We start from the raw sequence: 26,961 nt of genomic DNA on the forward strand, positions 1-26,961 counted from the left end.
CGTGGCGTATTGAGGAATCTAAACCTCACGGAGCAGCATCATGCAGGCAGGATCATCTTTCGTTTTTAATGCGGTGGAGCGGGGCTGGGTGCCCGATGGGATTCTGCGGCGCGGTATTCGCCACTTAATGGGCGATCGCTTGCGGGAAATTGGGGTTTCGGATTGTGAGCGCGTCATTACCGACAAGGCCAATTTCGTAAAGCAGATCGCTGAATCGGATGTTGCGATTTCCACTCAAGAAGCCAATGAGCAACATTACGAACTGCCAACCTCATTTTTTCAACATATTCTCGGCAAGCATCTTAAATACAGTTGCTGCTATTGGGAGTCAGGCGAGAAAAGTCTTGATGGGGCCAGCGAAGCGGCCTTGGCGCAAGTTTGTGAGCGCGCTCAGTTAGAGGATGGTCAGGCTATTCTTGAGTTGGGTTGCGGCTGGGGCTCGTTGAGTTTATGGATGGCCGCCCACTACCCAAATTCAACGATTACCGCAGTGAGTAATTCATCCACCCAAAAGCAGTTTATTGACGAGCAGGCGGCGTCGCGGGGCTTAACCAACCTGACCGTGATCACCGCGGATATGAATGTGTTTGAGCTGCCATCGCAAAGTGTGGACCGGGTGGTGTCGGTAGAAATGTTTGAGCATATGCGTAATCACGCGGAGCTTTACCGGCGAATTAATAGCTGGCTCAAGCCCGGCGGAAAATTCTTCAAACATATTTTTGTGCACCGCAATGCCCCTTACTTTTTTGAATATAAAGGGCCATCTGACTGGATGAGCCGCTACTTCTTTGCAGGCGGCATGATGCCCTCAGATGATTTGCCGCACTGGCATCAACGCGATTTGATCTTGGCACAGCAGTGGCGCTTGGACGGGCGTCACTACCAAAAAACCGCCGCCGCATGGCTGGAGAATATGGATGCCAGCCGTGCGCAGTTAATGCCAATTCTGGCCGACACCTACGGCGAAGAAAACAAATTACAGTGGTGGAATCGCTGGCGGATTTTCTTTATCTCGGTTGAGGAATTATTTGGTTACCGCGAAGGGCAAGAGTGGTGGGTGAGCCATTACTTGTTTGAAAAGCGCAGCGATGCTGCACAGACACAAGCGTCGCAAGAGAAACCCAGTGACCAACTTCATTAATTTTTTAATCTACCAGATTGGCTGGCTGGGCGCGGCCTTGTCGGCCAGCTCAGCCATGTCGCTATTGTCGGCGCTGTGCTGCGTGGCCGCTCTGCTCATTCATCTGTGGGTCGTTGAGCAAAGTGAACGCGGTCGAGAATTGCGGCTAGCGGGATTTGCTTTAGTGCTGGGCGCAGTTTGGGAGAGCACATTAAACCTCACGGGTGTGGTCGCTTATGCTGGTGATGGCGGCGGTATCGCTCCCTTATGGATTATCACCATGTGGCCCCTGTTTGCCCTGACTTTAAATTACTCGCTGGCGTGGATGCACGGTAAATTTATGGTCGCAGTTTTACTAGGTGCCATTGGCGGGCCGGCGGCATTTTACGGCGGACAAAAACTAGGAGCGGTGGAATTATTATTGGGTTGGCCCTCCCTGCTTATTCTTGGTTTGGGCTGGGCAGTGTTATTCCCACTGTTGCAGTTCTTGGCGCGGTTTCCTTTTGAAAACACAGTAAAGGCGGAAAGTGTGCAATGAGTGATAGCCTTCTAACAGCGTATTTATGGTGTCTTCCGGTAATCCTTGCGCTTGCTGTATTCGCCTGGGCTTTAAGTGTGTGGCGAAAAAGTGCCGCCATTGTCGATATTTTCTGGCCCTTGTTTCTCTGGTTGGGCGCAAGCGTTGCCTTTATTCAAAGCAGCCAAACCCCGATCCAGCTTCTTATCTTTATTGTCTTGAGTTTTTGGGCGCTGCGTTTATCTCTGTTTCTTTTTGCGCGAAATTGGAATGAGGAAGAGGATCGACGTTACGCTGAAATCCGCGACAAATACCCTTCTGGCTATGCGCTAATTAGTTTGCCGATGATCTTTATCTTTCAGGGCGTGATCGCGTGGTTATTGGGCAGTGTTTTCTTTGCGGTGAATACAGTTGATGGCCCGGCAGGAATTTATTCTGTACTCGGCTTGGTCATGATCAGTTTCGGTGCTATCTACGAGACGATTGCCGATTGGCAGCTCGCCAGCTATAAGCGCGAGAAAAATCCGCAAAAAGCCTTTATGGATAAGGGACTCTGGCGCTTTTCACGGCATCCCAATTATTTTGGTGAGTCAGTAATTTGGTGGGGACTTTTCCTCGCGGCAATACCTTCTGGCCAGTGGTGGGTTGTATTGCCGCCCTTGGCGATGACCTGGTTCTTGATGAAGTTCTCCGGGGTGACTCGCGCCGAGGCGGGAATAGAGTCGCGGCGTCCCGGTTATGAGGCCTATCAATTGTCGACGCCGGCATTGCTTCCTGATTTGCGGCGCTTGGCGCGCTCGATGCAGCGTCAATCATGATTGCTAAGCGTTTTTTATGTTGCGTTGTATGGGGTTTTCTCAGCCTTTGTTTATCTGTTCTTTCTTCTAAGCTCTTTGCAGAGACTATTACAGGGGCTATGGCAGAGGCTAGCCCATCAAAATCGAAATCATTTGTACCCGAAAATGCCTATTTTCGCGCCTTCTTGAACGACAAAGCCATCGGCTGGCATCACTATGAATTCACACCGATAGAAGATGGTTATTTATTGGAATCCAGCGCTAACTATCGCGTAAAAATTTTAGGCCTTACCGTTTACCGTTATCAGCACTACAGCAAAGAACGCTGGGTAAATGGTTGCTTGCAGGCGATTAGCAGTGACACCGATGACAATGGTGAGGCTTTCATGGTGCGCTCTGGGCAAACCGACAATGGCCTTGAAATTGTTACTGAGAAAGATCGAGTTCAGGCGCCAGACTGCCTAAAAAGTTTTGCCTATTGGTCGCCAGATTTATTGCAAGATGGCGTATTGATGAACAGCCAAAACGGAGAGCTTGAGACCGTGGCGATTAGTAAAAGTAAACAGGGCACCAGCGAAAATCTGTTAATCGAAGGTGATGATATTTCGGTAAGCCTGCAATTTGAGCAGGGCCGTTGGGTTTCTTTATCGGCGGCTGCGCCGGGCGGTCGTACACTGAAATACCTCGAGCAGGGCAAGGGAAAAGCGGCGGGTGAGTAAGCCCTGGCTAGGTTACGCACAAAAGAATTGATAATTAAACGCAATTGACAATAATTATCATTACCTATAATGTGCGCCTCCTTCGGCGCAAAGATTTATAGGATTGATAATGCAGTTTAAGCAAAGCCTTTCAAGTTGGCTGGTAGGAGCCAGTTTTGTATTGATCTCTTCGGCATCGGTCGCTGCTGAGTTAGCGGAACAGGCACCAGAAAAAGCCGCTGAGGAAGTGATCGTCACCGCCAGCCGGATCGAAAAGCCGCTGAGCACCATTCCCAATACGGTTACCGTCATTAATCAGCTCGATCTTGAGCGTCAGTTGGCCATTCAGAATGACCTGTCTACGGTGCTGGGTAATCTAATCCCGAGCTTTGCCCCGTCTCGCCAGAAAATGACCAGTGCCGGTGAAAGTATGCGCGGGCGCAAGCCGCTCTATCTGATTGACGGCATTCCCCAATCTAACCCGTTGCGCAGTGGTGGCAGAGACGGCCACACGATTTCGCCGTTTATGTTGGAGCGGGTTGAGGTTTTACATGGCGCTAACGCCATTCACGGTCTGGGCGCTTCCGGCGGCATTATCAACCTGATCACCAAGCGCCCCAGCGATGAGCTGGAGCAACGGCTGCGGGTAGATATGGGTTTTCAATCTGAAGATGTAAGTGAAAGCCTAGATTACGGCGTGAATTACAGTATTTCTAACCGGATTGATCAGGCCGATGTGCTGGCGAGTATTGGTTACCGTAAGAATGGCATGGCCTACGATGCCGATGGCGAACTGATTGGTATTGATAATACTCAGGGCGACACCATGGCCGCTGAAGAATTCGATGTGTTTCTGAAGAGCGGCTACAACTGGGGTGAGCAGCGCATTGAGTTTATGTTCAATCACTTCAATGTTGAAAGTGATAATGAGTGGGCCTCTGTGGCTGGCGATGTTGCAACGGGCAAAGCCTCTGGCGCAGTGCGCAGTGATTTGCCCGGCGAAGGTGCGCGCAATAAGGTGTCGACCTTTAGCCTGAATTACCAGCACGGCGACTTTTTAGGTCACAGCCTGAGCGCGCAATTATTTCGTCAGGATTTTGAAGCCACCTATGGCGCAGAAAGCACCCCACTGGCGACTTTTCAAGACCCGGCTTACGGCCCCGATCTATTAGACCAATCGCAGAATAACTCTGAAAAAACCGGCGCTAAATTTACTTTGTCTAAGGCCAGTGTTGCGGGTTTGCCTTTGTCTTTGGTGTACGGGCTAGATGTTCTGCAAGATGAAACCTGGCAGGCACTGATTCAAACCGGGCGCACCTGGGTTCCTGAAAGTCGCTACAACAATATTGCGCCTTTTGTTCAGGCGGAATATACCGGCGTTGAGAATCTCACCGTGACTACAGGTGTTCGCTACGAAGAGTCGAAATTGGAAGTTGGCGATTTCACCACATTGGCCAGTTACGGCAGCCAGTTTGTTGAAGGCGGTAAGCCAGAGTTTTCTGAAACCCTCTATAACATCGGCGCAACTTATCAGTTCACAGATACCTGGCGCGCTTTTGCTAACAATGCGGAAGCGTTTTCCATGCCGGATGTTGGCCGAGTGCTGCGCGGTATTAATCAGCCGAACTTGAGCGTTGAGAGCTTTTTGGATCTCAAGCCGATTCTTACCGAGAATACGGAGCTGGGTGTTGAATACGATAACGGCACCGTGAATATGCAACTGAGCTATTACATTTCAGATTCTGATTTTGGTCAGCGTTTGCAGCGTGGCAGCGATGGTGTGTACACCGTTAAGCGTGAAAAAACCGAAGTAGATGGCTTGGAATTCAGGGCAACTTGGGCGGCAACTGAGCAAGATGTGATGGGCCTGCGTTACGCTCAATCTGAAGGCCGTTATGACTCAGACCAAGACGGCAAAGTGGATTCTGATTTGGGTGGTACCAATATCTCTCCGGATCGTCTCAACGTAAGCTGGGATCGCAATTGGAGCGAAGGTGTGAAGTCTCGCCTGCAGGTGAATCATCTTCGTGATCGCAAAGTGGAAGACAGCAGTGGCGCCGTGACGAATCGTTTTAATGGCTATACCACGGTAGATGCCAGCGTTGATGTGGCGGTAGGCCAAGGTTCGGTGAGCTTTTCAGTGCAGAACCTGACTAATAAGGATTACTTCACTTACTACTCGCAAAGCAGTCCGAACAACCTGCGGAATTTCAAAGGCATTGGCCGTAGCGTTGGCATCGCTTACCAGTTGAACTTTTAATGGCTGGAGCTAGAAAAAAACGCGCCCCCGGATTGTGGCGCTGGCACCGCTGGGCGGGATTGAGCGCGTTAGTGGTGCTGTTTGTCGCCTCGATAACAGGTATTGCGCTGAGTTATCAGAAGGAACTGATTACTGCCGTTATTGCGCCGGGGGTGGCGCTACCTGAAAGCTACTCGGCCATTGAAATGGCGCGTGATTTAGAAATCGTGGTGGCCAAATACGGCGACGGTGAAGCGCTTAATCTGAAAGCCCCAAATTCAATTGAGCCTTACTGGACAGTGCGCGCAAAGTCGGACACGAAATTAATCGCCCTCGATAATCTTGAGCCCTACAGCGAGCGACTCTGGTTTTTAGACGCCATGAAGTGGCTTTGGGAGCTGCATGTTCACTTGTTATCAGGCGAGATTGGCGAGGCGCTGCTTTTGGTGGCGGTGATTTTCGCCCTGTTTCTCTGTGTGAGTGGTTTAATCATGTGGTGGCCGGGCCGCAGGGCTTTTCGCTGGCGCTTTATACTTCCGAAGGAAATAAGACCCTCGCAGTGGCTGCAATACCACCGGCATAGTGGCGCGCTGGTCAGTCCCATCTTAATCGTGGTGCTGCTCACCGGCGCCATTATGGTTTGGCAGGGGCTGGTATTTCGTTTGATGCCGCCACCGGAGGTTTATGAGTTTCCGATAGCGGGTGTAAAACCAGCACGTCTTTCTCAGCAGCTTTTAGTGGCGCAAGCCAAAATCCCCGATGCCTGGCCGACCTATATGACTGTAAGCGGGCTTGATGCTGAACCAGAACTAAAAGTGCGTTTTCGGCTCAACGGTGAATGGCATCTCAATGGGCGAACCACCGTCTGGGTTAGCCCGGTTAACGGAACTTTACGTGTCAGTGAACGCTCCGATGAAAGCGCGCTTGGACGGCGGCTGTTAAATCAGCTTTATCCCCTGCATTCTGGATTTGGCATGAACGCGATTTACCGCGTGCTTATTCTATTGTCGGGTATTGGATTGCTTTGGCTAACGGTGACGGGAGCCGCGTACTACATAAAACGTGAGCGCCAGGGATTCCGCAAAAAATCCCACCACTAACGGCAGTCTTTTTAAGCAAAATTGAATCACATCCTCATGCGCGCCTCGTCACGGCGTGCTTCTTAATAAAACCCTCATTTTAAGCCGCTAACATCAGAAATTACTTTGTAGCTGTTTGGCGGCATTTCGATGTCTTTTGTTCGCTTCTGTCTTCTGGGTTTTGGCTTATTGCAATCATTGCGCAATAAACCTGTCATTCCTTTGTTACAAACTCGGCAGATACTTGTTCGCCTTGAGAACTCGGGAGTGTTCATAGCGCCCACTCGCGCTAAGGCGGTGAGCAGTCTGTTATTGATCCCTGTTATGTCTTGATGAAAATAGGTTGAGCTTATGAACAAGTTTAGAATTTTGGTTCTACACGACGGCAAGCCCGGCCACCAGACTCAGTCAGTCGGCATGGCAAAATTGATCCAAAAAAACTGGGCTGCCGAGTGTGAAGTGACCCTGCTCAGAGCCAAGCCTCGGTTTAAACTGCTCAACAAAATTATCAGAAAGTTAGTAACGAAAAAGTCCGGCTGGATTCGCCGATTCTTTTTTAATTGCTATGTGATGGAAGGCCTGCCCGAGCGCGCGCCTAATCTTATTATTTCCTTCGGCGGCGATGTGGTCGCCTTAAACCTCTCGCTGCGACAGCTCTGGAAAGTTCCCAATATCGTAAACGGCAAACTTTACGGCTTGCCTAATGCGCTGGTGGCCGCCCATGTGACCGCCTTTGGTGATGACTCCTTGCCAAGCAATTCTGTGGCGACCCGCATTGCGCTGTGCAAAACCGATAAAGCAGTTTGCGAGGCGGAAGGTGCCGCGATTAAAACACAGGCCGGAAATCAAAGACTCTGGGCCTTGTTTGTGGGCGGTGATGGCGGCGGTTACGAGTATTCGCAAGAAGATTGGATTGCGCTGGGCAACGCGTTAGAAAAGCTCAGCGTGCAGCACGGTATCCGCTGGTTGGTGAGTACCTCGCGCAGAACCTCCAATGCTGGACAGCAACTACTTAAAGAGGCTTGTAGTGAGAGCTTTTGTCAGTCTGCTATTTGGTATGGCGATGACAGCAGTACCAGTTTAAATGCATATCTGGGTGCCGCAGAAAAACTGTTCTGCACCGAAGACAGCATGAGTATGCTCTCTGAATCTGTTGCGATGGGTAAGCCTGTTATCAGCGTGTCACCAGCCTGTGCTAACCCAACTCCAACCCATGCCAAGATGGTTGGCCATATGGAAAATGTGGGTTTGATAAATAGACTCCCAATTTCATCAATGGCTCATTATCGCGGTGAAAACGTTGTTCCCGTAGAAAGCTATGACTCCCATTTAGATTCTATATTTCACCGCCTGATTGATCTGGGGGTTATTGCGCCACCGATGAGAGGAGGTGTGGCCGGTGGGATATCAAGCCCCGTGCTTGCAAACGCGTGACAGAAATTTATTTAAGATTTGTATATGCAGCTAGACGAATTCAACGCCAAAATATCTGAAGTCAGCCATTTATTCCCGCGTCATTGGAATGTCACCTGTGGAACGACGGTGAACCATTTTCCATTTGTGCATATGGTGATCGATAATTTCTTCACAGATGAAGAATTTAATGAGATCAAAAAGCACGAGCACGATGTGAGTAGCAGCGAAGTTAAAATTGCCCACAGCCTGATGCGTAAAAACGGTGAAATCAAATCAGATATTTTTGACAAGGGATTTCTAAAAGCGATCGACGAGGCTTACTTTCCGGCACTACAAAGTATCCTTGGCGTATTGTCGGCAAAGAAAACCCAGTACTACGAATTTTCGGATTTTCACCTCATCTCTACCGGGCCGAACTACAAGCACCAGATTCACGATGATATTCCCAAAAAGCTGCTGAGCGTGGTGGTGTACATTAACCCCGAGTCAAATAATGGCACCTTTATTCACGATGGGCGCTATAACGAAACGCCCGTGGGTGAAGTGGAGTGGAAGCAAAACCGTGCCTTTATCTTCTCCCGCTTGGATCGTGCTACCTGGCACTCTTATGCCGCCAATGAAAAAGATAAGCGCTACTGCGTAATTTATAACCTCAATACCGATAAATCCTTCAAAGCGCATTGGGCTGAAGGCAATGTGCTTAAGTTTCTTGAGAAGCGGATAAAGAACGAATAACCGCCACGAGTTTCTAGGTGATTAAATGCCTGACAGCGGTTTGCTTAGGTAGACTTGTCCTGCATATTCAATCAACGCGATCTCCAAGTTAGCTCTCGCAATTTTCCGGCTTTAACAGTACTCTCGTAACTGCACATTAATTAGTTGCCGGGTATTAATGCTACTCAAGGATTTGGGAGGGGGCATGGCCACAGAAATAAAATCGCATTTTACTATCGCACTGCAGTCGGCAAGTTGCTTTTCCAATGATGGAAAAATCGATTCCCGCGAGCTCAATTATTTACTCGATTTAGCCAAAGCTGACGGTGTTATTGATCCAGATGAGCGGCGAGTGCTGGCTAATATTTTAAACCATGCAATGGCCTGTCCTTTGGACGAGGCCACCCTTTCTCGCATTGAAGAAATCCGTGCGGAACTAGAAATATAGAAGGCTTAATTTATTCAGTGATTAATTTAAGTTCTTGTAAGAAACAGCCTTCCCCATGATAACAGCACTACAGGCCCCATAACGAAAACACCGATTAGGGCCACTTGGTGAAAGCCAAACATAAAGCAACCGTACAGGGCATTGCATAGCCACGAGGTGTAAAGTGCTGCCGCCAATATGGTGGTCGTTCTTCTTGGAGCATGTACAGATTTTGCATCTGTGAAAAGCACACGGTAAAGCGCGCTGATCAGAAAAACCGCTCCAACCCAGCCTTTTAAACCGAAATTGCTGAATGGAATGCCTCCATCAATATCCGGCATATAACCACCGCCATCGTCCCAGCGCCAGTAGCCTAAGTGAACCGATACCGGATCGGTAATAAAGTCCCATGCAGTAACGACCAATCCGGTGGCGAGTGATGCGATGATGATGTAGAGATAAAACTCGCTGTTTTTTAAGGGCTTGTCGCGGGCGAGGAAATTATCCACCAGCATCATTGATGGAAAAATAATCGCCTCCCAAGAAATGACAACCATGATCGGAACATTGCCAATGCGTGGCCCAAGTGCATTGGTGTATTCATACTCCCCAAACCACCAGCCGTAATTACAACCAATAAACTCAACAAACCAAGTGATTAATGCTGCGGCGACGACAAAGCCGACGGCCTTTTTTACGCCCTCTGTAGCGATGGCATGGAGTACGCAAAGCGAAACCATAAATAGAATGCCAATGACCGTGCTTGGCGTACCCATATCACGCGCGCCAATGAATGGCACAAGCGCTAAACTTATTATCGAAAATGCGCACATGACCAGTGCGGCGCGCATGGTAAAAACTTCCAGCCTTGGCATGGGACTGAGACGTAAGGTGTCAGACATCCTGGATACTCCGGTTATGATTATTGTGGTTCGGATTGCACTGCCAATCCTATAACAATGACAAGTAAATTGACAATAATCAAAGCGGATGTGGATTGCTTGCCACCTAGAAAATCATTCGCGTTGGTTCAGATTTCCTGCTGATCAATGAAGCAAGCCGCGCTATTTAGATGTGATAGGTCGCCTGTTCTGATGTTTACATGGGCGGAGTTAAGCTCGCTCCGCTGGGATATTTGGGGTTCAAAATCTGGAGTCTTTTTTCACCTATTATTTAGAATGTGATATTGATCACGTTTTCTTATTCTGCTAATTTCGACCTGTTTCATGTGAAAGGATTTCGCATTTAGAGGGATCCTATAAAAATTAGATTCTCCAAACAGGGATTACTATGGACAGTTGGAGTTTGGCTTCTTTGCGCCGTTTTTTTCCTATTGCGCGCAAAAATTTTTCTATCGTTTTTCTATTCTCCTCCTTGTTGGCTGCCTGTGGCGGCGGCGGTTCTGCATCTGAAGATTCGCCTGCGCTGACGGGCTACTTTGTTGATGCGCCGGTAGGTGGTCTTCGATTTTTAACTTCATCGGGCGAAAGTGGAACAACAGCCCAAGATGGAGGGTTTCTATACCGCTCGGGTGACTCGGTGACGTTTTCCTTAGGGGGTATAGAAATAGGTACCCTTGTTGGTGATAAGTTCGTTACCCCCAACGACATTATTGGCTTGACGGGCAATGCCGTTATCAATGTTGTGCGGTTCCTGCTGACATTGGATGCGGATAGAAATCCAGATAACGGAATCGAAATTTCAGAAGATGTCGCAACGTCAGCCGCCTCGCTAGTTATCTCGACCCTCAACTTTGAAGAGTCGACCTTTGAATCTTCTGGGCTTTTGGATTTTGCTGAAGATGCCAATGGTGACGATAGAAATATTGTTTCTCCGGAAGTGGCTGAAGATCACCTGCTAGAGAGCGAAGAGGACCTAGCGGATGGTTCATTTGATGGTCCAGCGGATGCCGACAAGGATGGCATTCGTGATGAAAACGACAATTGCCCCTCTATAGCAAACGCAAATCAGCTAGATACCGATAATGACGGACTGGGCGATGTTTGCGATTCTCAAGACGATACCGATTCAGATAGTGACTCTATTCGCGATGAGGTAGACAACTGCCCCTCGCATCCAAACACCAATCAAGCCGATAGTGACAGCGATGGACTTGGTGACGCCTGCGACAGCCAAAATGATACGGATAGTGATGGCGATGGTATAGCTGATGCTGTCGATAACTGCCCGAGCGTTTCAAATCCAAGCCAAACAGACTCCGATTCTGATGATATTGGTGATGCCTGTGAATCACTGAGTGGCGACCAGGATTCTGATTCAGACGGGATTAACGATTCAGAAGATAATTGTCTAAACGTTCAAAACCCTGATCAAGCTGATGCAGATGCGGATGGCGCCGGGGATGCCTGCGATTCGGATTACATTGCCGACGCAGATTCCGATGGCATTCCCGATTCGTCGGATAACTGCCAAACCATTCCGAATGAAGATCAGTCGGATGTCGATGGAGATGGCACTGGTGATGCCTGCGACTCTCAGGATGGCAGAGACACGGATGGTGATGGCGTTATTAACGGTCTTGATAATTGTCCTTCTGCTTTCAATCCTGATCAATCTGATGTTGATGGCGATCTAATCGGTGATGAATGTGACTTACAGGATGATACCGACTCCGATAATGATGGTGTGCGGGATGAGGTGGATAATTGCAAAGACTTGGCAAATCCCGATCAGAAAAATATTGATGGAGATGAGCTTGGGGATGCGTGTGATCCAGATAGCCCTGAGAAGTTGGATACTGATGGTGATGGCATCTTTGACGTTGATGATAACTGCCCAGCTGTGAGCAACAGTCAGCAATTAGATGAAGATGGTGACGGGCACGGTGATGCTTGCGATGCGCCAGATTTTGTTGAGCAAACGGTTTTATTTTCTGAAGATGAAGCTTCAAAAATTGATTTTGGCCACGCAGTAGAGATGGGGGCAGGTTTTGCCTTTGTTGGAGCGCCGGAAGCAGATGTTGATGTTGACGGTGAAAATATAAAAGGCGGTGCAGTTTATGTATATAGAAAAGATGAACAGCAGGGATGGAGTTTTTTACAAAAGCTGTATCTTTCAGATGCTGCGAGAGACGACAAATTTGGTTCAAGTATTTCAAGTAATGGAAAATTCTTGGCGGTCGGCGCTTGGAATAGGTTCTTTCCGGGCTCAGTTATTATTTTTGAAGAAGTAAATGGTGAATGGATTTTTCAATCAGAAATAGAACGGCGAAGTTCTGAGGTTGAACGGTTTGGGATGTCCATTGCCTTCAATGAAAGTCAGTTATTTGTTGGTGCGCCACTCTTTGACTCAGAAACCCCATTGCAATCAGATCGAGGAGTTGTAGAGGTTTACCAGCAGGATGAAAACTCTGAATGGAGCTTGGTTCAATCAATTTCTCCTCCGGCGGAAGTGAGTGTAGATCAATTTGGACAGGATGTTTCAGTGAATGGAAATGTTCTAGCCGTGAGATCAGAGATAAGTCCAGATTCAGTCTTCGTATTTGAGAGGGTGGATGAAAATTCTACTTGGGAATATAAGGCTCAAATTACTCCAACCCAAAGAGGACAGTTTGATGCCAAGAATGTTGAGGTTTGGGGCGAGAGTATTTTCATAGGAGCACCTAGATATGACTCGTTAAGCGGCGGGCATGCTAGCAGTGGGGCTGTTTACCTTTATGGAAAAAGTTCTGACGGGGAATGGCAAGAAAACTTAATCATTCAACCAAATGAACCTGAATATGGATTGAGCTTTGGCGCTAGTGTTTCTGTGTCAGAAGATTTGCTTATTGTTGGTGCGCCGTTCATTGAGAAAGAGGGCAAAGAAGGGCGTGTTTACGTTTTTCGAAAAGATCAAGAATTGTCATGGTCATATAGCTCTCAATTGATCAACTCTGAAACGTCTGCAAACGATGCTTTTGGTTTTGATGTTTCTGTAAATGATTTTGGTCTTATTGTCGGTGCGCCGGGGGTCTTTGTTAATACTCCCGATGAATATGTTGGTATTTATCGCTCAAATGATCTCGATGGGGATGGATTGTATGGAAGCAACGATAACTGCCCCGAAGTAACTAACGCCGATCAATCTGATTTTGACCAAGATGATATTGGTGATGCTTGTGATGATGATGCAGACGGCGATGGTTTGACCGCTGATCAGGAGAACGAAAAAGGAACGAGTGACTTTAACGCCGACAGCGATGGTGACGGCGTATCAGATGCTGATGATGTTTTTCCTACCGATCCTGCCGAGTCGAAAGATAGTGACTTAGATGGCATCGGTGATGAAGCTGATAACTGCGTAGAAACCGTTAATCAAGATCAATCCGATCTTGACCAAGATAACATTGGTGATGCTTGTGATGAGGATGCCGATGGCGATGGTCTGACCGCTGATCAGGAGAGTCAGCAAGGAACAAGTGACTTGGACACCGACAGCGATGGCGATACTGTCGGGGACGAAATCGATAACTGCCCAGATGTCTCTAATCCTGATCAGAAGAATTGGAATGGAGATGAGACTGGCAATGCCTGTGACTCGAACTGCAATACTTTGCAAGATTTAAGCTTGGGGCTTTGTGACTTGGTTTCTCAATAGTGTAAATGGAACATTGCTGGCGGGGTTTGACACTGCAGCCCCTTTTTCAAGGAACGAGTAAAAGATGAACTTCATTTCTAAAATTAAAATTTTAGCTAGTTTAAGCGTGTTGGTTTTGTTGGTTGGTTGCGGTACTCCCGCCCAAATTGCAGAGCCTTCCGTTTCAACGTACAGCAATCTCGCTTATCAGGGAAAAACCGTTAACTACGATATTTTCTATGCGCAGCCTAAGCCTGGGCTATTTTCGGATGGTGAAATGTTACCCATGGTGCCTTTTGATGCGCAGGAAAAAAGCCCTTTAGCGGAATTTGTTACGGAAGATATTCAAGCGTTTATGGAAGAGCATGGCCCTGTAGGTTTAATGCCTACGGATTATGAAAAGTCGGATTTTTTACTTGTCGCTAAAATCACGGCCACTAAAAAAGCTGGCCCAGCTTGGTCTGATTTTAAGTCGGGAAAAAGTTTTTTGATGAGTCTGCTGACATTCACTTTTGCACCGTCATACCATGATATTACAGCGAACTATGAGGTTGAGTACGACCTGTATAAACATGGCCGCCAAGTATTTTCGCGAGCATACAATGTTAACGATTCCGTGCCACATGAGCAGAGCGATTTAGCACACTTGAGGCACCTTTCTGAAAAGCCAAAAGCCCTTTTTAGAAAAACACTCAGTGCCACTTTGGATGACTTTTATAAATCGGCCTCAGCGTACTTATAAATTGCTGTTAGCTTCTCGAGCGGATGGTTTTAAAACACCACCCGCTCAAGCAGCCGCTGTGCAATCAGCGCATAACCCCATTCGTTGGGGTGTAGTCCATCTTCTGAAAAACAGCGCCAGTCATCGGGGCCTAAAAGCGTTAGGCCATCAATAAGTTGTACGCCATCTATGCTGTTCGCTTGTTGAGAAAATTTCTGTCTTATTGAATCGCTGAATGCCCGAAATTTTTCGTCGTAGCGTTCGCGCAGGCAGTAAATGGGGGTGATGCAGATTAGTTTGGCATCGGGGTGGCTCTGGCGGGCTTGTTTGAGCATAGCGCCGTAAACGTCTGCCGCTTGATTGCCGAAGGATTTTCCGAGATCAAAGATAATTGCTTGGGCGGGGAGCGCGAGTATTTTTTCGAGCACTTCCGGTTCGCCGCGTCCGGCGCCATAAAAACCGAAGTTGTTAATATCAATGCCAAGTTCTCGGGTAAGAATGCTTGGGTAGTTCATGCAGGAGAGGTGTGAGCCAGCGCCCTGCACAATGGATGAGCCGTAAACGGTGATTGGGAGTTGGTCGTTTCTGTCTTGTGCAGCCTCAAGCTGGCAGCCTACATCGACACCTAATTGCGCCGGGCTGAGTGCTTGATTGCCGGGCAGGTAGAGTTCGATCTGTTTAAGCTCGGCGGGAACGTTGCGAAACAATTCCACTTCATCGTGATCTGGGTTTACCAGTACGCTGCGCCATAGAACGCCATCCACCATAACATCAATGCCCGCACCGCAGGCTTGGGAGTGGACGCTGAGTTTGATTTTTAGGTTGCGAGTGTCGCTGCTAAAGCGAATAACGACGCCCGCAGGATAGCGGGCTTGGGTAATAACCGCTTCTGGCAGCCCGTCTAACTGCGCTTGATTAAAACGCTGCCAAGGGCCGCCTGAGTAAAAGGGTAAGCCACTTACGGTGAAGTGTTTACTGGGAATTTTGTGCCAGTCCAGTTTTTCGCTCATCCCTTTTTCTTGGTTATTTCTTCGTTCTTTATGAGAGTGCTAGCCTTCTGCTTCAAGGCGGCTGTTGATGTACAACGCCAGCAGGGTACACAGTGAGCCGGACAATAGATAGAAGCTCACCGCGTGCAGGCCGAATTGTACAGACAAGCCCAAGGCAACCAGTGGGGCAAATGCGGCGCCAAACAACCAGGCGAAGTCAGAGGTGAGTGCAGCACCGGCGTAGCGGAAGCGGCGCTCTAAACTGGCGGTCACGGTACCGGCAGATTGGCCGTAGGAAATACCGAGCAGGGCAAAACCAATCAGAATAAACAGGTCTTGCAGTGCTGGGCCGCCGTCCATCAGCATGGGCGCGAACAGGGCAAACATTCCGATCAATACCGCCATGAGCGAGACGGTGGTGCGCTTGCCAAGTTGGCCGGCAATCACGCCAGAAATAATGGTGGCGATAATGCCGACAACGCCGCCAAGCATTTGGATAGAGAGTACATCGACCATGGCTTGGCTGTTGTTGTGGGTGATCCACGACATTGGGAAGATGGTCACGATATGGAACAGCGCATAGCTGGCAATAGCGGCAAAGGCGCCGAGGAAAATCTGTGGTCCCTGCTTGTCTAGCAGCTCTTGGGTGTTAACTGGTTCCAGTTCGCTTTCTTCCAATGCTTGGGTGTATTCCTCGGTCAGTACCAAACGCAGACGAGCGAACAGGGCAACCACGTTGATGGCAAAGGCCACGAAGAAGGGATAACGCCATGCCCATGCTTGGAAATCTTCGGTGCTGGTGCTTTTAATCAGGTAGAAGAACAGGGCGTTGGCCAGCAGGAAGCCGATAGGTGCACCCAGTTGGCCAAACATGGCGTACCAGTTGCGTTTGGCTGGTGGCGCGTTCAATACCAGTAGTGAGGGCAGGCCGTCCCATGAGCCGCCGAGGGCGAAACCCTGCATGGTGCGGAATAGTGCAAGCAGGAAAATCGCGGTGCCGCCGAGGCTGTCGTAGCCGGGCAGGAAGGCGATGCCGGCGGTAGCGGTGCCGAGCATAAATAATGACGCGGTTAATTTAACGCTGCGTCCCCAGCGGCGCTGGATAGACATAAACAAGGCGGTGCCAAAGGGGCGTGCGACAAAGGCCAAGGCAAAGATCGCAAAGCCGTAGAGCATGGCGTTGAGGCTGTCGGTATTGGGGAAGAATACGCCGGGGAAGGCCAGTACACAGGCCATGCCGAATACGAAGAAGTCGAAGTGTTCGGAGGCGCGACCGATAATAACGCCAATGGCGATTTCGCCGGGTGCTACCGGTGAGTGACCAGCTGGCGTTTTCATTTCTTCATTAGTGTTAGACAGGGCGCTTGGATTAGCCATGTGACACAGTTTTCCACGGTAGTTAAATCAGGAACGGAAGCCTACATCAGATTGCACATTGCCAGCCATAGGACAAATTGTCCAATTCACCCATCTTGGAATATGCCGTAGAGTCCCATCTCCCAAATTTCGACCAGGATGTGACGTTGGTGATGTTTCGCCCCAAAACCCTGAAATCTCTATTCTTGCTGGTACTCGCTGCGGCAATGTTGTCGGGCTGCGATATGGTGGTGATGTCGCCTTCTGGTGATATTGCCTCGCAGCAGGCGGATCTGATTGTGTGGTCCACCATCTTAATGCTGCTGATTGTGGTGCCGGTTATTGCCTTAACCCTGTGGTTTGCTTGGCGTTATCGCGCTTCTAATAAAGAAGCGACCTACTCGCCAGACTGGGATCACTCCACTCGCCTTGAGTTGGTGATCTGGGCAGCGCCGCTGGCCATTATTATTGCCCTGGGTGCGCTGACTTGGGTGAGTACCCACCAGCTCGACCCTTACCGCCCCTTGTCTCGTGTGGATGAAGGCAAGCCAATTCCGGAAGGCGTTGAGCCGCTGGTGGTTGAAGTTGTGGCAATGGATTGGAAGTGGCTATTCTTCTACCCCGAATACGATATGGCGGTGGTGAACGAGTTGGCGGCCCCGCTGGATCGCCCCATTACCTTCAAGATCACCTCTACCACGATGATGAACGCCTTTTATATTCCGGCGCTGGCGGGTCAGATTTATGCCATGGGCGGCATGGAGACCAAACTGCACGCGGTAATTAATGAAGTGGGCGTTTACGACGGTTTCTCGTCTAACTATTCCGGTCACGGCTTTAACGGTATGCGTTTTAAATTCCACGGCATGACCGAGGCGGATTTTGATCAGTGGCGCGCCAAGGTGAAAGCCGAGGGCGAGTCGCTGAGTTACGGCGTGTACAAAGAGCTGGAAAAACCCAGTGAATACAACCCGGTGCACTACTACAACAATGTGATGCCCGGTCTGTACGAGAAAATTTTCAATCGCTGTGTTGATCCCGGTCAGCTCTGCATGAAAGACATGATGAAGGGCCATAAAGGCCACCAAATGATGGGTCATGGTGAACATGCCGGGCATGAGCAAGCTGCTATGCCTGCCGGAGATCATCATGGCCACTGAGTTTTCAATTTTTGAATGTAATGCTGCGGCCGCCTTGCGGTTTCGCAAATCATCCGCGGAGCATCGGTAAATCTTATGTCTGAACAGTTCGATATCGTCAAGCTGATCTTCGGTCGCCTCACGCTGGAGTCGATTCCGTATCACGATCCGATTATTCTCGGCACTTTCCTGGTAGCGGCAACACTGGGTCTTGCGCTGGTGGTGGCTATTTCCCGTGCGGGAATGTGGAGCTACCTCTGGAATGAGTGGTTTACCAGTATCGACCACAAGCGCATCGGTGTGATGTACATTGTGTTGGCCTTTGTCATGTTGCTGCGCGGTTTTGCTGACGCGATCATGATGCGTATTCAGCAGGCCATCGCCTTTGGGGATTCCACCGGCTACCTGCCGCCACATCATTACGATCAGATTTTTACCGCCCATGGCGTCATCATGATCTTCTTTGTGGCCATGCCTTTTGTGGTGGGTTTGATGAACTACATTGTGCCGCTGCAAATTGGCGCGCGCGATGTGGCCTTCCCGTTCCTGAATAACTTCAGCTTCTGGATGACTGCGGCCGGCGCGGTGCTGATTATGGCGTCACTGTTTGTCGGTGAATTCGCTATGTCAGGCTGGTTGGCTTATCCGCCGTTAACCGGAATATTGCAGAGTCCGGGGGTTGGGGTCGATTACTATATTTGGTCCTTGCAGATAGCCGGTGTCGGTACGCTGCTCTCTGGGGTGAACTTTGTTGTGACCATCGTGAAGATGCGCGCCCCCGGTATGACCATGATGAAAATGCCGGTGTTCACTTGGACGGCGCTGTGTACTAACGTGCTGATTGTGGCGGCTTTCCCTGTTTTGACCGCCGTGTTGGCCTTGCTGTCTCTCGACCGCTACATGGATTTTAATTTCTTCACCAATGATCTTGGCGGCAATGCCATGATGTACGTGAATCTGATCTGGATCTGGGGTCACCCAGAAGTGTATATCCTGATTCTGCCTATCTTTGGTGTGTTCTCTGAGATCGTCGCCACCTACAGCGGCAAGCGTCTGTTTGGTTACTCCTCAATGGTTTACGCCACCGTGGTTATCACCATCCTGTCGTACATGGTTTGGCTGCACCACTTCTTTACCATGGGTAGCGGGGCAACGGTAAACAGCTTCTTTGGTATCACCACCATGATTATCTCGATACCAACCGGCGCTAAAGTCTTTAACTGGTTGTTCACCATGTATCGCGGTCGTATCCAGTTCGACTTGCCAATGATGTGGACGGTGGCCTTTATGGTGACCTTCGTTATCGGTGGTATGACGGGTGTACTGCTGGCGGTGCCGCCTGCTGACTTCGTACTGCACAACAGCCTGTTCCTGATTGCCCACTTCCACAATGTCATTATCGGTGGCGTGGTGTTTGGTGTGTTTGCAGCGATTGCCTACTGGCACCCCAAAATCACCGGTTACAAACTCGATCCGTTCTGGGGCAAGATTTCGTTCTGGTGTTGGGTGGTCGGTTTCTATCTGGCCTTTATGCCGCTGTACGTTCTGGGTCTGATGGGTGTTACTCGCCGAATGAGCCAGTTCGATGATCCATCACTGCAAATCTGGTTCCAGATTGCGCTGGTGGGTGCAGTATTGATCGGCGTGGGTATCGTTACCGGTCTGTATCAATACTATGCAAGCTGGCGCAAGCGCGATGAGCTGCGCGACGAAACCGGTGATCCGTGGAATGGTCGCACGCTGGAGTGGTCAACCTCTTCGCCACCACCTCAGTACAACTTTGCGTTTACTCCTAAGGTGTACGACAACGATGCTTGGTGGCATATGAAAGCCAATGGCTTTAAGCGCCCGACTACTGGTTTCCGCGCCATTCATATGCCGAAAAATACCGCTGCAGGTATGGTGATTTCAGGTATCAGTGCCGTGGTTGGTTTTGCCCTGATCTGGCATATGTGGCTGATCGCTGGCGTGTCGTTTGTGGGGCTGATTCTCGCCACTATCATTCACACTTTTAACTATAAGCGCGACTACTACATTCCCCATGAAGAAGTTGCGGCTGTTGAAGCAAAACGCGGTGAGGTGACTGCCTGATGTCTCATTCAACAACATTGCCTGCTGGCGAAAACGGCCAGTTTGAATTTATGGAAATGGGCGAGCACCACGCGCCCAACGGGACATTGCTAGGTTTCTGGCTGTACCTGATGAGCGACTGCCTGGTATTTGCCGCGCTGTTTGCGACCTATGGCGTGCTCAGCCAAAGCTTTGCCGGCGGCCCAACTGGTGCAGATTTATTTGATCTGCCGCTGGTCGCGCTCAACACCAGCTTCTTGCTGCTGTCGTCAATCACCTATGGTTTTGCCATGCTGCAAATGCAACAAAACCGTCTGCGTGGTACGCAAATCTGGTTGTTTATCACCGGTATTCTCGGTGCCTGCTTTATCGGCGTAGAACTGTATGAGTTCTATCATATGATTCATGTGGGCGCCGGCCCGCAAACCAGCGCCTTCCTGTCGTCATTCTTTGGCTTGGTCGGTACCCACGGTCTGCACGTTAGTGTCGGTATTATCTGGCTGGTCACTCTGCTGCTGCAGTTGAACAAGCACGGCCTAACTACCGCCAATAAGCGCCGCGTTTATTGCCTGTCGATGTTCTGGCACTTCCTGGATGTGGTCTGGATCGGCGTATTTACCTTTGTTTATCTGATGGGGTCTATGGCATGAGTGAACATCACGAACACGATCATCACCACGAAGAAGAAGGCCCGCACTGTTCATTTAGCGGCTACATGATCGGCTTTATGCTGTCGGTGTTTTTAACCGCGATTCCGTTTTGGTTAGTAATGGGCGATGTCTTTACCTCGAAAGGCATCACCACCATGATGATTCTCGGCTTTGCCGTCGTACAGATCGTTGTGCACATGGTGTACTTCCTGCACATGAACTTTCAGTCGGAAGGTGGCTGGAATATGCTGGCGCTGTTGTTTACCGCCGTGTTGTTGTTCATTACCTTGGCGGGGTCGCTGTGGGTTATGTATCACATGAACATTAACATGATGCCGGGCATGTCCTGACAAAGGAAAACGATCTGCGTTGCCAATGCTTTGTTAAAAGTAGGCTTAGAATGCTCATTTATTATTCATAAACTGCGCTTCTTCGCCTGCTTTTGCCTCGCATTGACTGCCTCGATAACGTTTTCCGAGAGGCATAGAAAATAACGAAAACCGTTTCTCTGCAAAGGGGAATTAACGTGGTTACAGAGCAAGCACAATCTCTCCCCCCCAAACGTAATCGCGTTTTTCTATGGCTGCTGGCTGTGCTTGGTTTGGCCGCGTTTATCTCGTTTATCGCACTGGGTAATTGGCAGGTTGAGCGCCGGGCGTGGAAGCTGGATCTGATTGAGCGCGTTAATGCGCGGGTGCATGCGCAAGCGGTTTCTGCGCCGCTGCCATCTGAGTGGGTTTCGATCACCCGCGATTCCCACGAATACCTTCATGTTTTTCTGACCGGACATTTTGTGCAGGGTAAAGATACTCTGGTAGTTGCTGCTACGGATTTGGGTAGTGGCTACTGGGTGATGACGCCGTTTAAAACCGAGCGCCGTGGTACGGTATATATCAATCGCGGTTATATTGGGCAGGGTGTGAGTCCTGCTGCACCGCCTACAGGTGAGCTTCGGTTGGAAGGTTTGCTGCGTATGAATGAGCCGGTGGGCAGTGTATTGCGCGAAAATCAGCCGGAGCAAGATCGCTGGTTTTCCCGAGATGTGCTGACTATGGCCGATCAACACGGTTTGTCTGTGGCGCCTTATTTTGTCGATGCGGCAAAAGCTCAGCCGGGGAGTCCCGGCGGTAATGGCCCCGTTGGAGGCTTAACCGTAATTCAGTTCCATAACTCCCATCTGGTTTATATCCTCACCTGGTATGGTTTGGCGCTCATGGTGCTGGTCGCCGCCTTTTTGGTGTGGAGAGAAGAGCGCCGTCGCGCTATCTCCCCTCAAGACTGATTCCGACGATCCTGTATACTGGCGGCTTATTTCAGCTTCACAATAATAGGCTTGTCACTTATGGCTGACTCTCGGTGGATGGTGCGGCAGCAATTTTCAGCTCCCGCAAGCCTGCACACGGATACTGATACCAGTACTGCAACCCTGAAAAAGCAAATGCGGCAGTTGGTTCAACTGCGCTGGTTAGCGGTGCTCGGGCAATTGCTCACCATTCTGGTCACCCATTCTCTGTTCCATGTTGATCTTCCCTTAAAACAGATGATTGCCACCTTAGCAGGCTTGGCGGTTTTCAATGCCTTTTATGAAGTCAGTCTGGTCGCCGGCCGCAAGATTTTGGCTGTCGAGCTGTTTTTCGGTTTATTGGTCGATATGGTTACCTTAACTGCCCAGCTTTATTTGAGCGGTGGTGCCACCAATCCCTTCGTGTTTCTTTATGTAGTCCAAGTTGGCTTGGCGGCGGTGGTAATGTCGGCGGCTTACGCGTGGTTGCTGCTTATCTTTGCGGGTATTTGCTTCTTGTGGTTGGCGGATTTTTCGCCGCTGATGTCACTGCCGCTGGACTATCAGATGGGCACCCATAGCTACTATGTGATGGGTATGTTTACCTGTTTGCTGCTCACTGCCTCGTTATTGGTGGTCTATGTTAATCGCATGACATTGGCGCGGCGTGAGCATGATGCCCAATTGGCAGAGTTACAGCGCCGGGCCGAAGAGGAAGAGCATATTCTGCGTATGGGTTTGCTGGCTTCGGGCGCAGCCCATGAACTCGGTACGCCGCTGGCGACCATCGCGGTTATTCTGGGTGATTGGCGTCATATGGAGGCGTTCAAGACAGATCCGGAATTATCAGAAGATATTGATGAAATCCAAACTCAGGTACAGCGCTGTAAAAGTATTGTGAGCGGTATTTTGCTGTCGGCGGGTGAAATGCGCGGCGAGTCCTCGGCGGAGAATACCGTTAATGATTTCTTCAATGATTTGGTGGCGGAGTGGAAGCTCAGCCGAAAACCGATCGCGCTGAATTTTGTGAATCGCTTTGGTGGCGATATGGCCATTGCCTCGGATGCGGTATTAAAACAAACCGTCTGTAATCTGCTGGATAATGCACTGGAAGCCTCGCCGGAATGGGTAAGTCTTGAAGTGTCGCGCTTCGGTCAGGATTTAGTGATCCAAGTTAAAGATCGCGGGCCGGGATTTGCGGAATCGGTAATGGAACATCTAGGGCAGCCTTATCAATCCACCAAAGAGCGTGCGGGTAGTGGTCTGGGTTTGTTTTTGGTATTTAATGTTACCCGCACCTTGGGTGGTAAAGTGCAGGTGCGTAATTTGCCGGAATGTGGTGCCGAGGTTAGCCTGCATTTACCGCTGTGCTCTCTGCAGTTAAAAGAGGAATAAGTTTTGTCTGACAATACGGAAGTGCGCCAGCTGATCTTGATCGAGGATGACGCCGCGTTTGCCCGTACTTTAGGACGCTCTTTTGAACGTCGCGGCTATCAGGTATTTCATGCCACCGGCCTAGAAGGTGCGAAACAATTACTTGCGCAATGTGAGCCCGAATATGCGGTGGTGGATTTAAAACTGGATGGCGATGCCTCAGGGCTGGCCTGTGTGCAGGCGTTGCATGAACATAACCCGGATATGCTCATTGTCGTACTTACCGGTTATGCCAGTATCGCCACGGCGGTTGAGGCGGTAAAACTGGGAGCCTGTCACTATCTCGCCAAGCCCTCAAATACCGATGATATCGAAGCGGCGTTTCAGCGCGCCGATGGTAATGCTGAGGTGGAAATTACCGGGCGGGCCACTTCAATTAAAACCTTGGAATGGGAACGGATTCATCAAACCTTGGCGGAAACCGATTTCAATATTTCTGAAACAGCGCGGCGGCTAGGAATGCACCGGCGGACCTTGGCCCGTAAGCTAGCTAAGCAACAAGTAAAGTAAATGGAGCCGCTGATTAATTACTGCGTTTGCAATCTTGGTCGTCGGCGGTGCTGAAATTCAAATAACAACTGAGGATATAAAAATGGCAATTTCTCTATACGATGCAAGTGTGGGTACCTATCTCCAACTGATCACCAGTACCCTTAGCGTGCTGGATAAGGCGCGCGTTTTCTGTGAAGAAAATGGCCGCTCGGTTGAGTCGTTATTAGATGATGCCCTGTGTGATGATATGTTTCCGCTGAGTTTTCAATTGCGCTCAGTAGTGCACCATTCTTTGGGTTGTATTAAAGGCTTGGAGAAGGGTTTGTTTACGCCGCCGACTCCAGAAACCCTGACTTTTGATGAGTTGTATCAGCGTATTGTCGATGCCAAAACCACCTTGGAAGCGGTTGAGCCTCAATCGGTGAATGGCCTTGCTGATAATCCGATGATGTTCAAAATGACCGGTGTTGAACTGCCCTTTACCGCCGAAAACTTTGTAATGAGTTTTTCCCTACCCAATTTTTATTTCCACACTTCTATGGTTTACGCCCTGCTGCGCAAGGCGGGTGTGCCCATCGGTAAGGTCGATTTCCTTGGCCCTATGAAAATGGGCTAAATCCAGTTAAAAGGGGTGTCTGGCCCGAATAGACCATTAATCTCTTTGCGGTCTTGGGCATAATGTCCTATTAAATAAGGGCACGACATCACAATAGGAGTCATTATGGCACCCCGGTTTTCGAAACTCAGTTTGGCAATTCTGGCCTTGGCTGGCTTGAATTTCTCTGCCCCTGTCTTCGCTCAATCTGGCAGCTCTGCCACCCTGGAAGAAGTTGTCGTCACTGCCCGCCGCCGGGAAGAAAGTCTGCAAGATACGCCGTTGGCGGTATCGGCAATTGGCTCCGATATGCTCGAGCAAATGGGCATTAGCGATATCGAAGATATCGAAACCTTGGCGCCCAGCCTGCAATTCTCGCAAACCAACTACAAAGCCCCCGCCATTTTTATTCGCGGTATCGGCCAGCGCTCTGGCAGTCCCGGCCTTGATCCCGGTGTAGGCATGTATCTCAACGGTGTGTATGTGCCCCGTTCAGATGCCCAGTTGCTTGATGCGATTGATGTGGCAAATATTCAGGTTCTGCGCGGGCCGCAGGGCACCCTGTTTGGCAAAAATAATATCGGCGGTGCGATTTTGGTGGACTCCAAAAAGCCCGACCCCGAAGCCTTGGAGTTTGGCGTAAAAGTCGCGGGTGGCAGCTTTGGTCGCCAAGAAGTCAAACTCGATAGCAATGTGCCCATTACCGACAGTCTTGCGGCGCGCTTTGCCGCCAATGTTAAGCGCAGTGATGGCTCGATTGAAAACGTCACGGCCGGCAACTCCCTGTTTGATCAGGATCGTATGGCGGTTTCCAGTCGGGTGATGTGGTATGCCACTGATGAAGTGGAAGTCGATTTCTTTGGTTTTCTAAGTCGTATAGACGAGCGCGGTTCACCCTATAACTGTGCCTTCCAAAACAATGGCGCAATTCTGACTCAAGGCATTTACCGCGATGCTAATGGTGCAACCTTGGAAGAAGCCTGTGACTACAGCAGCAGTATTGCCAGCCAGTTCCAAGTCAGCCAAAACGGTGAAGATGCGGTTTACGCTATCGACAATCATATGGCGGCCTTATCCTTGCGTTTTCCGCTGGCGGGCTTTGATGTGGAAAGCATCACAAGTTTTGCCATGCAGGATAATATCCGCCTCAGTGGTGACTCGGACGGCACTTATATTCACGCGGTACAAGTTGGCCCCGATGCGGGCAATCAGGTGTTTGCCGGAGCGGGCTTAACGCCGCCTAAGGCCCAGCGCGAGCAGATGAGTCAGGAGTTGAAATTCAATGGCTTGGCTTGGGATGACAAGTTGAATTACACCTTCGGGATTTTCCTGTCGCAAGAAACCTTGGATAACACTCTCGATGGCACCGATGTTGGCGATAACGGTCTGGTCGCCGTAGGCCCCAGCGCCGCCGTTGATCTTGGTTTGCCGGTTCCAATTCCCAATGCACTTGTACTGCCGGTGCAGGCGAACACGGCCTTGCTGGCTGATTACACCAACCGCACCGCAGCGATTTTTGCTCAAGGTAGTTGGGATGTGCGCGAGTGGCTGCAGTTAACCGTGGGTGCGCGCTATACCGAGGAAGAACGCGAGGCCAAGCACATGCTGATCACGCCTGACTATGAAGAATATGCCAATCGCCTGAATGCACAGATTGGCACGAACCCAGCCATTTTGTTGCCGGTTACTCATGTGATGGACGGCATTTATTCACCCGTTACTCAGGCGCAGTATCTGGCCTATTCCGCTGCAGAGGTGCCACTGGTATTTGGTGAACCGCTGCGTGGCAGCACCACGTTCTCGCAGGTCACGCCAAACTTGACGCTAAATTTCCTAGCCACTGACGAGATGTTGGACACATTCGGCCTAGACAGCTTTATCGCCTATGCCACCGTAAGCAAGGGCTTTAAATCCGGTGGTTTAGATGTGCGCAATACTCAAACCGAATCCACGCTGCAGCAGTTCGAGCCAGAAATTGTGCTGAACAAAGAAATCGGTTTCAAACTGGATGCTATCGACAAACGTCTGCGCCTAAATGTCGCTGTTTTCCAAATGGACTATACCGATCTGCAAGTGGCGCTATATGAGCGTGGCGCAACGCAAACGGAAGTGGTGCAGTTTACCGGTAACGCCGGTGAGGCCGTGGTAGACGGATTTGAGTTTGAACTGACCGCACTGCTGGGTGACTTCACCGTTACCGCCAACGCCAGCTATACCGACGGTGATTTTATAGAGTATATGCTCGGCACCAATACCGCAGATGGCTTTGCCATTGTTGATCGCAGCAATGAAGCCTTCCCGCAAGTGCCACAAAATATTCGCGGCTTGGTGGTGAGCTACGACTGGGATTCAATGTTCGGTCGCATTGTGCCGCAACTGCAATACTACTATTCCGATGAAATTTTTATCGGCACCGACTACCTGAGCGGCAACTACGACAGCTCAACCATCTCTCAATACGAACTGTTTAATGCGCGCCTGAACTGGGAGTTTAACGAGAATATGGCGCTGACCGCCTATGTGAATAACCTCAAAGATGATCACTATTTTGTTGGCGGTATTGCCGTGACCAGTGTTATTGGTGTGGCGAATAGAGTGCCGGGTACGCCTAGAGAGGCGGGTTTAGAATTTAGTGTCAAATTCTAGGGAGG

23 protein-coding genes are annotated in these 26,961 nt (G+C 49.9%); 20 read left to right on the top strand and 3 right to left on the bottom strand.

The genetic code is table 11. The annotated features are described in order from the left end of the window. The first annotated feature begins 40 nt into the window (after positions 1-40). The 9 genes from IB286_RS10630 (at position 41) to IB286_RS10670 (ending at position 9,028) form a co-directional block, all read left to right on the top strand. Positions 41-1,141 (top strand): SAM-dependent methyltransferase, encoded by a 1,101-nt coding sequence (locus IB286_RS10630; protein WP_190765322.1) that lies wholly within the window; start codon positions 41-43, stop codon positions 1,139-1,141. Further along, positions 1,125-1,658 (top strand): DUF2878 domain-containing protein, encoded by a 534-nt coding sequence (locus IB286_RS10635; RefSeq protein WP_190765324.1) that lies wholly within the window; start codon positions 1,125-1,127, stop codon positions 1,656-1,658. The genes IB286_RS10630 and IB286_RS10635 overlap by 17 nt, the downstream gene beginning before the upstream one ends. Continuing rightward, a complete protein-coding gene (locus IB286_RS10640) occupies positions 1,655-2,455 on the top strand; it encodes a DUF1295 domain-containing protein (protein WP_190765326.1) in 801 nt (266 codons plus the stop codon). Before IB286_RS10635 ends, IB286_RS10640 begins: the two co-directional genes overlap by 4 nt. A gap of 98 nt (positions 2,456-2,553) precedes the next feature. Then, a complete protein-coding gene (locus IB286_RS10645) occupies positions 2,554-3,153 on the top strand; it encodes a DUF6134 family protein (protein WP_190765328.1) in 600 nt (199 codons plus the stop codon). Positions 3,154-3,262: 109 nt separating this feature from the next. Next, positions 3,263-5,392: a TonB-dependent receptor gene (locus IB286_RS10650; protein WP_190765330.1), complete on the top strand. Its 2,130-nt coding sequence runs from the start codon at positions 3,263-3,265 to the stop codon at positions 5,390-5,392. Next, positions 5,392-6,471, top strand: a complete 1,080-nt coding sequence (locus IB286_RS10655) for a PepSY-associated TM helix domain-containing protein (protein ID WP_190765332.1) — start codon at positions 5,392-5,394, stop codon at positions 6,469-6,471. The genes IB286_RS10650 and IB286_RS10655 overlap by 1 nt, the downstream gene beginning before the upstream one ends. A 330-nt stretch (positions 6,472-6,801) precedes the next feature. Next, on the top strand, positions 6,802-7,884 hold the full coding sequence (locus IB286_RS10660) for an ELM1/GtrOC1 family putative glycosyltransferase (protein ID WP_190765334.1): 1,083 nt from the start codon (positions 6,802-6,804) through the stop codon (positions 7,882-7,884). Positions 7,885-7,908: 24 nt separating this feature from the next. Further along, on the top strand, positions 7,909-8,601 hold the full coding sequence (locus IB286_RS10665; protein WP_190765336.1) for a hypothetical protein: 693 nt from the start codon (positions 7,909-7,911) through the stop codon (positions 8,599-8,601). A 184-nt stretch (positions 8,602-8,785) separates the two neighbouring features. Next, on the top strand, positions 8,786-9,028 hold the full coding sequence (locus IB286_RS10670; RefSeq protein WP_190765338.1) for a phage regulatory CII family protein: 243 nt from the start codon (positions 8,786-8,788) through the stop codon (positions 9,026-9,028). A 26-nt stretch (positions 9,029-9,054) separates the two neighbouring features. On the opposite strand, the gene IB286_RS10675 is transcribed toward IB286_RS10670, so the two are convergent. Further along, a complete protein-coding gene (locus IB286_RS10675; protein ID WP_190765340.1) occupies positions 9,055-9,909 on the bottom strand; it encodes a carotenoid biosynthesis protein in 855 nt (284 codons plus the stop codon). A gap of 388 nt (positions 9,910-10,297) precedes the next feature. On the opposite strand from IB286_RS10675, the gene IB286_RS10680 reads away from it, so the two are divergent. Together IB286_RS10680 and IB286_RS10685 are read left to right on the top strand one after the other, a co-directional pair. Further along, positions 10,298-13,603 carry a thrombospondin type 3 repeat-containing protein gene (locus IB286_RS10680; protein WP_190765342.1) on the top strand — a complete coding sequence of 1,102 codons (3,306 nt, stop codon included), beginning with the start codon at positions 10,298-10,300 and terminating at the stop codon, positions 13,601-13,603. A 64-nt stretch (positions 13,604-13,667) separates the two neighbouring features. Beyond that, complete coding sequence (locus IB286_RS10685) at positions 13,668-14,324, top strand: hypothetical protein (protein ID WP_190765344.1); 657 nt, start codon at positions 13,668-13,670, stop codon at positions 14,322-14,324. A gap of 29 nt (positions 14,325-14,353) precedes the next feature. Here the strand turns inward: IB286_RS10685 and IB286_RS10690 are convergent, their stop codons facing one another. After that, positions 14,354-15,313: an SGNH/GDSL hydrolase family protein gene (locus tag IB286_RS10690; RefSeq protein WP_190765346.1), complete on the bottom strand. Its 960-nt coding sequence runs from the start codon at positions 15,311-15,313 to the stop codon at positions 14,354-14,356. A gap of 39 nt (positions 15,314-15,352) precedes the next feature. Continuing rightward, the gene (locus IB286_RS10695; RefSeq protein WP_223826305.1) at positions 15,353-16,669 is read right to left on the bottom strand and encodes an MFS transporter; all 1,317 of its coding nucleotides are present in this window, start codon (positions 16,667-16,669) and stop codon (positions 15,353-15,355) included. Between the two features lie 152 nt (positions 16,670-16,821). On the opposite strand from IB286_RS10695, the gene cyoA reads away from it, so the two are divergent. The 9 genes from cyoA (at position 16,822) to IB286_RS10740 (ending at position 26,956) form a co-directional block, all read left to right on the top strand. Further along, a complete protein-coding gene (gene cyoA, locus IB286_RS10700; protein ID WP_190765440.1) occupies positions 16,822-17,808 on the top strand; it encodes a ubiquinol oxidase subunit II in 987 nt (328 codons plus the stop codon). Positions 17,809-17,883: 75 nt separating this feature from the next. Then, positions 17,884-19,878, top strand: coding sequence for a cytochrome o ubiquinol oxidase subunit I (gene cyoB, locus IB286_RS10705; protein WP_190765348.1), 1,995 nt, complete (start codon positions 17,884-17,886; stop codon positions 19,876-19,878). Then, positions 19,878-20,507, top strand: coding sequence for a cytochrome o ubiquinol oxidase subunit III (gene cyoC / locus IB286_RS10710; RefSeq protein WP_190765350.1), 630 nt, complete (start codon positions 19,878-19,880; stop codon positions 20,505-20,507). The genes cyoB and cyoC overlap by 1 nt, the downstream gene beginning before the upstream one ends. Beyond that, complete coding sequence (gene cyoD, locus IB286_RS10715; RefSeq protein WP_190765352.1) at positions 20,504-20,857, top strand: cytochrome o ubiquinol oxidase subunit IV; 354 nt, start codon at positions 20,504-20,506, stop codon at positions 20,855-20,857. The genes cyoC and cyoD overlap by 4 nt, the downstream gene beginning before the upstream one ends. 176 nt (positions 20,858-21,033) lie before the next feature. After that, positions 21,034-21,789: an SURF1 family protein gene (locus tag IB286_RS10720; RefSeq protein WP_317889742.1), complete on the top strand. Its 756-nt coding sequence runs from the start codon at positions 21,034-21,036 to the stop codon at positions 21,787-21,789. 60 nt (positions 21,790-21,849) lie between these two features. After that, the gene (locus IB286_RS10725; RefSeq protein WP_223826306.1) at positions 21,850-23,184 is read left to right on the top strand and encodes an ATP-binding protein; all 1,335 of its coding nucleotides are present in this window, start codon (positions 21,850-21,852) and stop codon (positions 23,182-23,184) included. A gap of 3 nt (positions 23,185-23,187) precedes the next feature. Further along, entirely contained in the window at positions 23,188-23,733 is a 546-nt protein-coding gene (locus IB286_RS10730) for a response regulator transcription factor (protein ID WP_190765354.1), read from the top strand. 82 nt (positions 23,734-23,815) lie between these two features. After that, positions 23,816-24,331: a DUF1993 domain-containing protein gene (locus IB286_RS10735; protein ID WP_190765356.1), complete on the top strand. Its 516-nt coding sequence runs from the start codon at positions 23,816-23,818 to the stop codon at positions 24,329-24,331. 105 nt (positions 24,332-24,436) lie between these two features. Beyond that, a complete protein-coding gene (locus tag IB286_RS10740; protein ID WP_190765357.1) occupies positions 24,437-26,956 on the top strand; it encodes a TonB-dependent receptor in 2,520 nt (839 codons plus the stop codon). Positions 26,957-26,961: the final 5 nt, after the last annotated feature.

Source organism: Spongiibacter pelagi (assembly GCF_014705705.1).
GTDB classification, from domain to species: Bacteria; Pseudomonadota; Gammaproteobacteria; order Pseudomonadales; family Spongiibacteraceae; genus Spongiibacter; species Spongiibacter pelagi.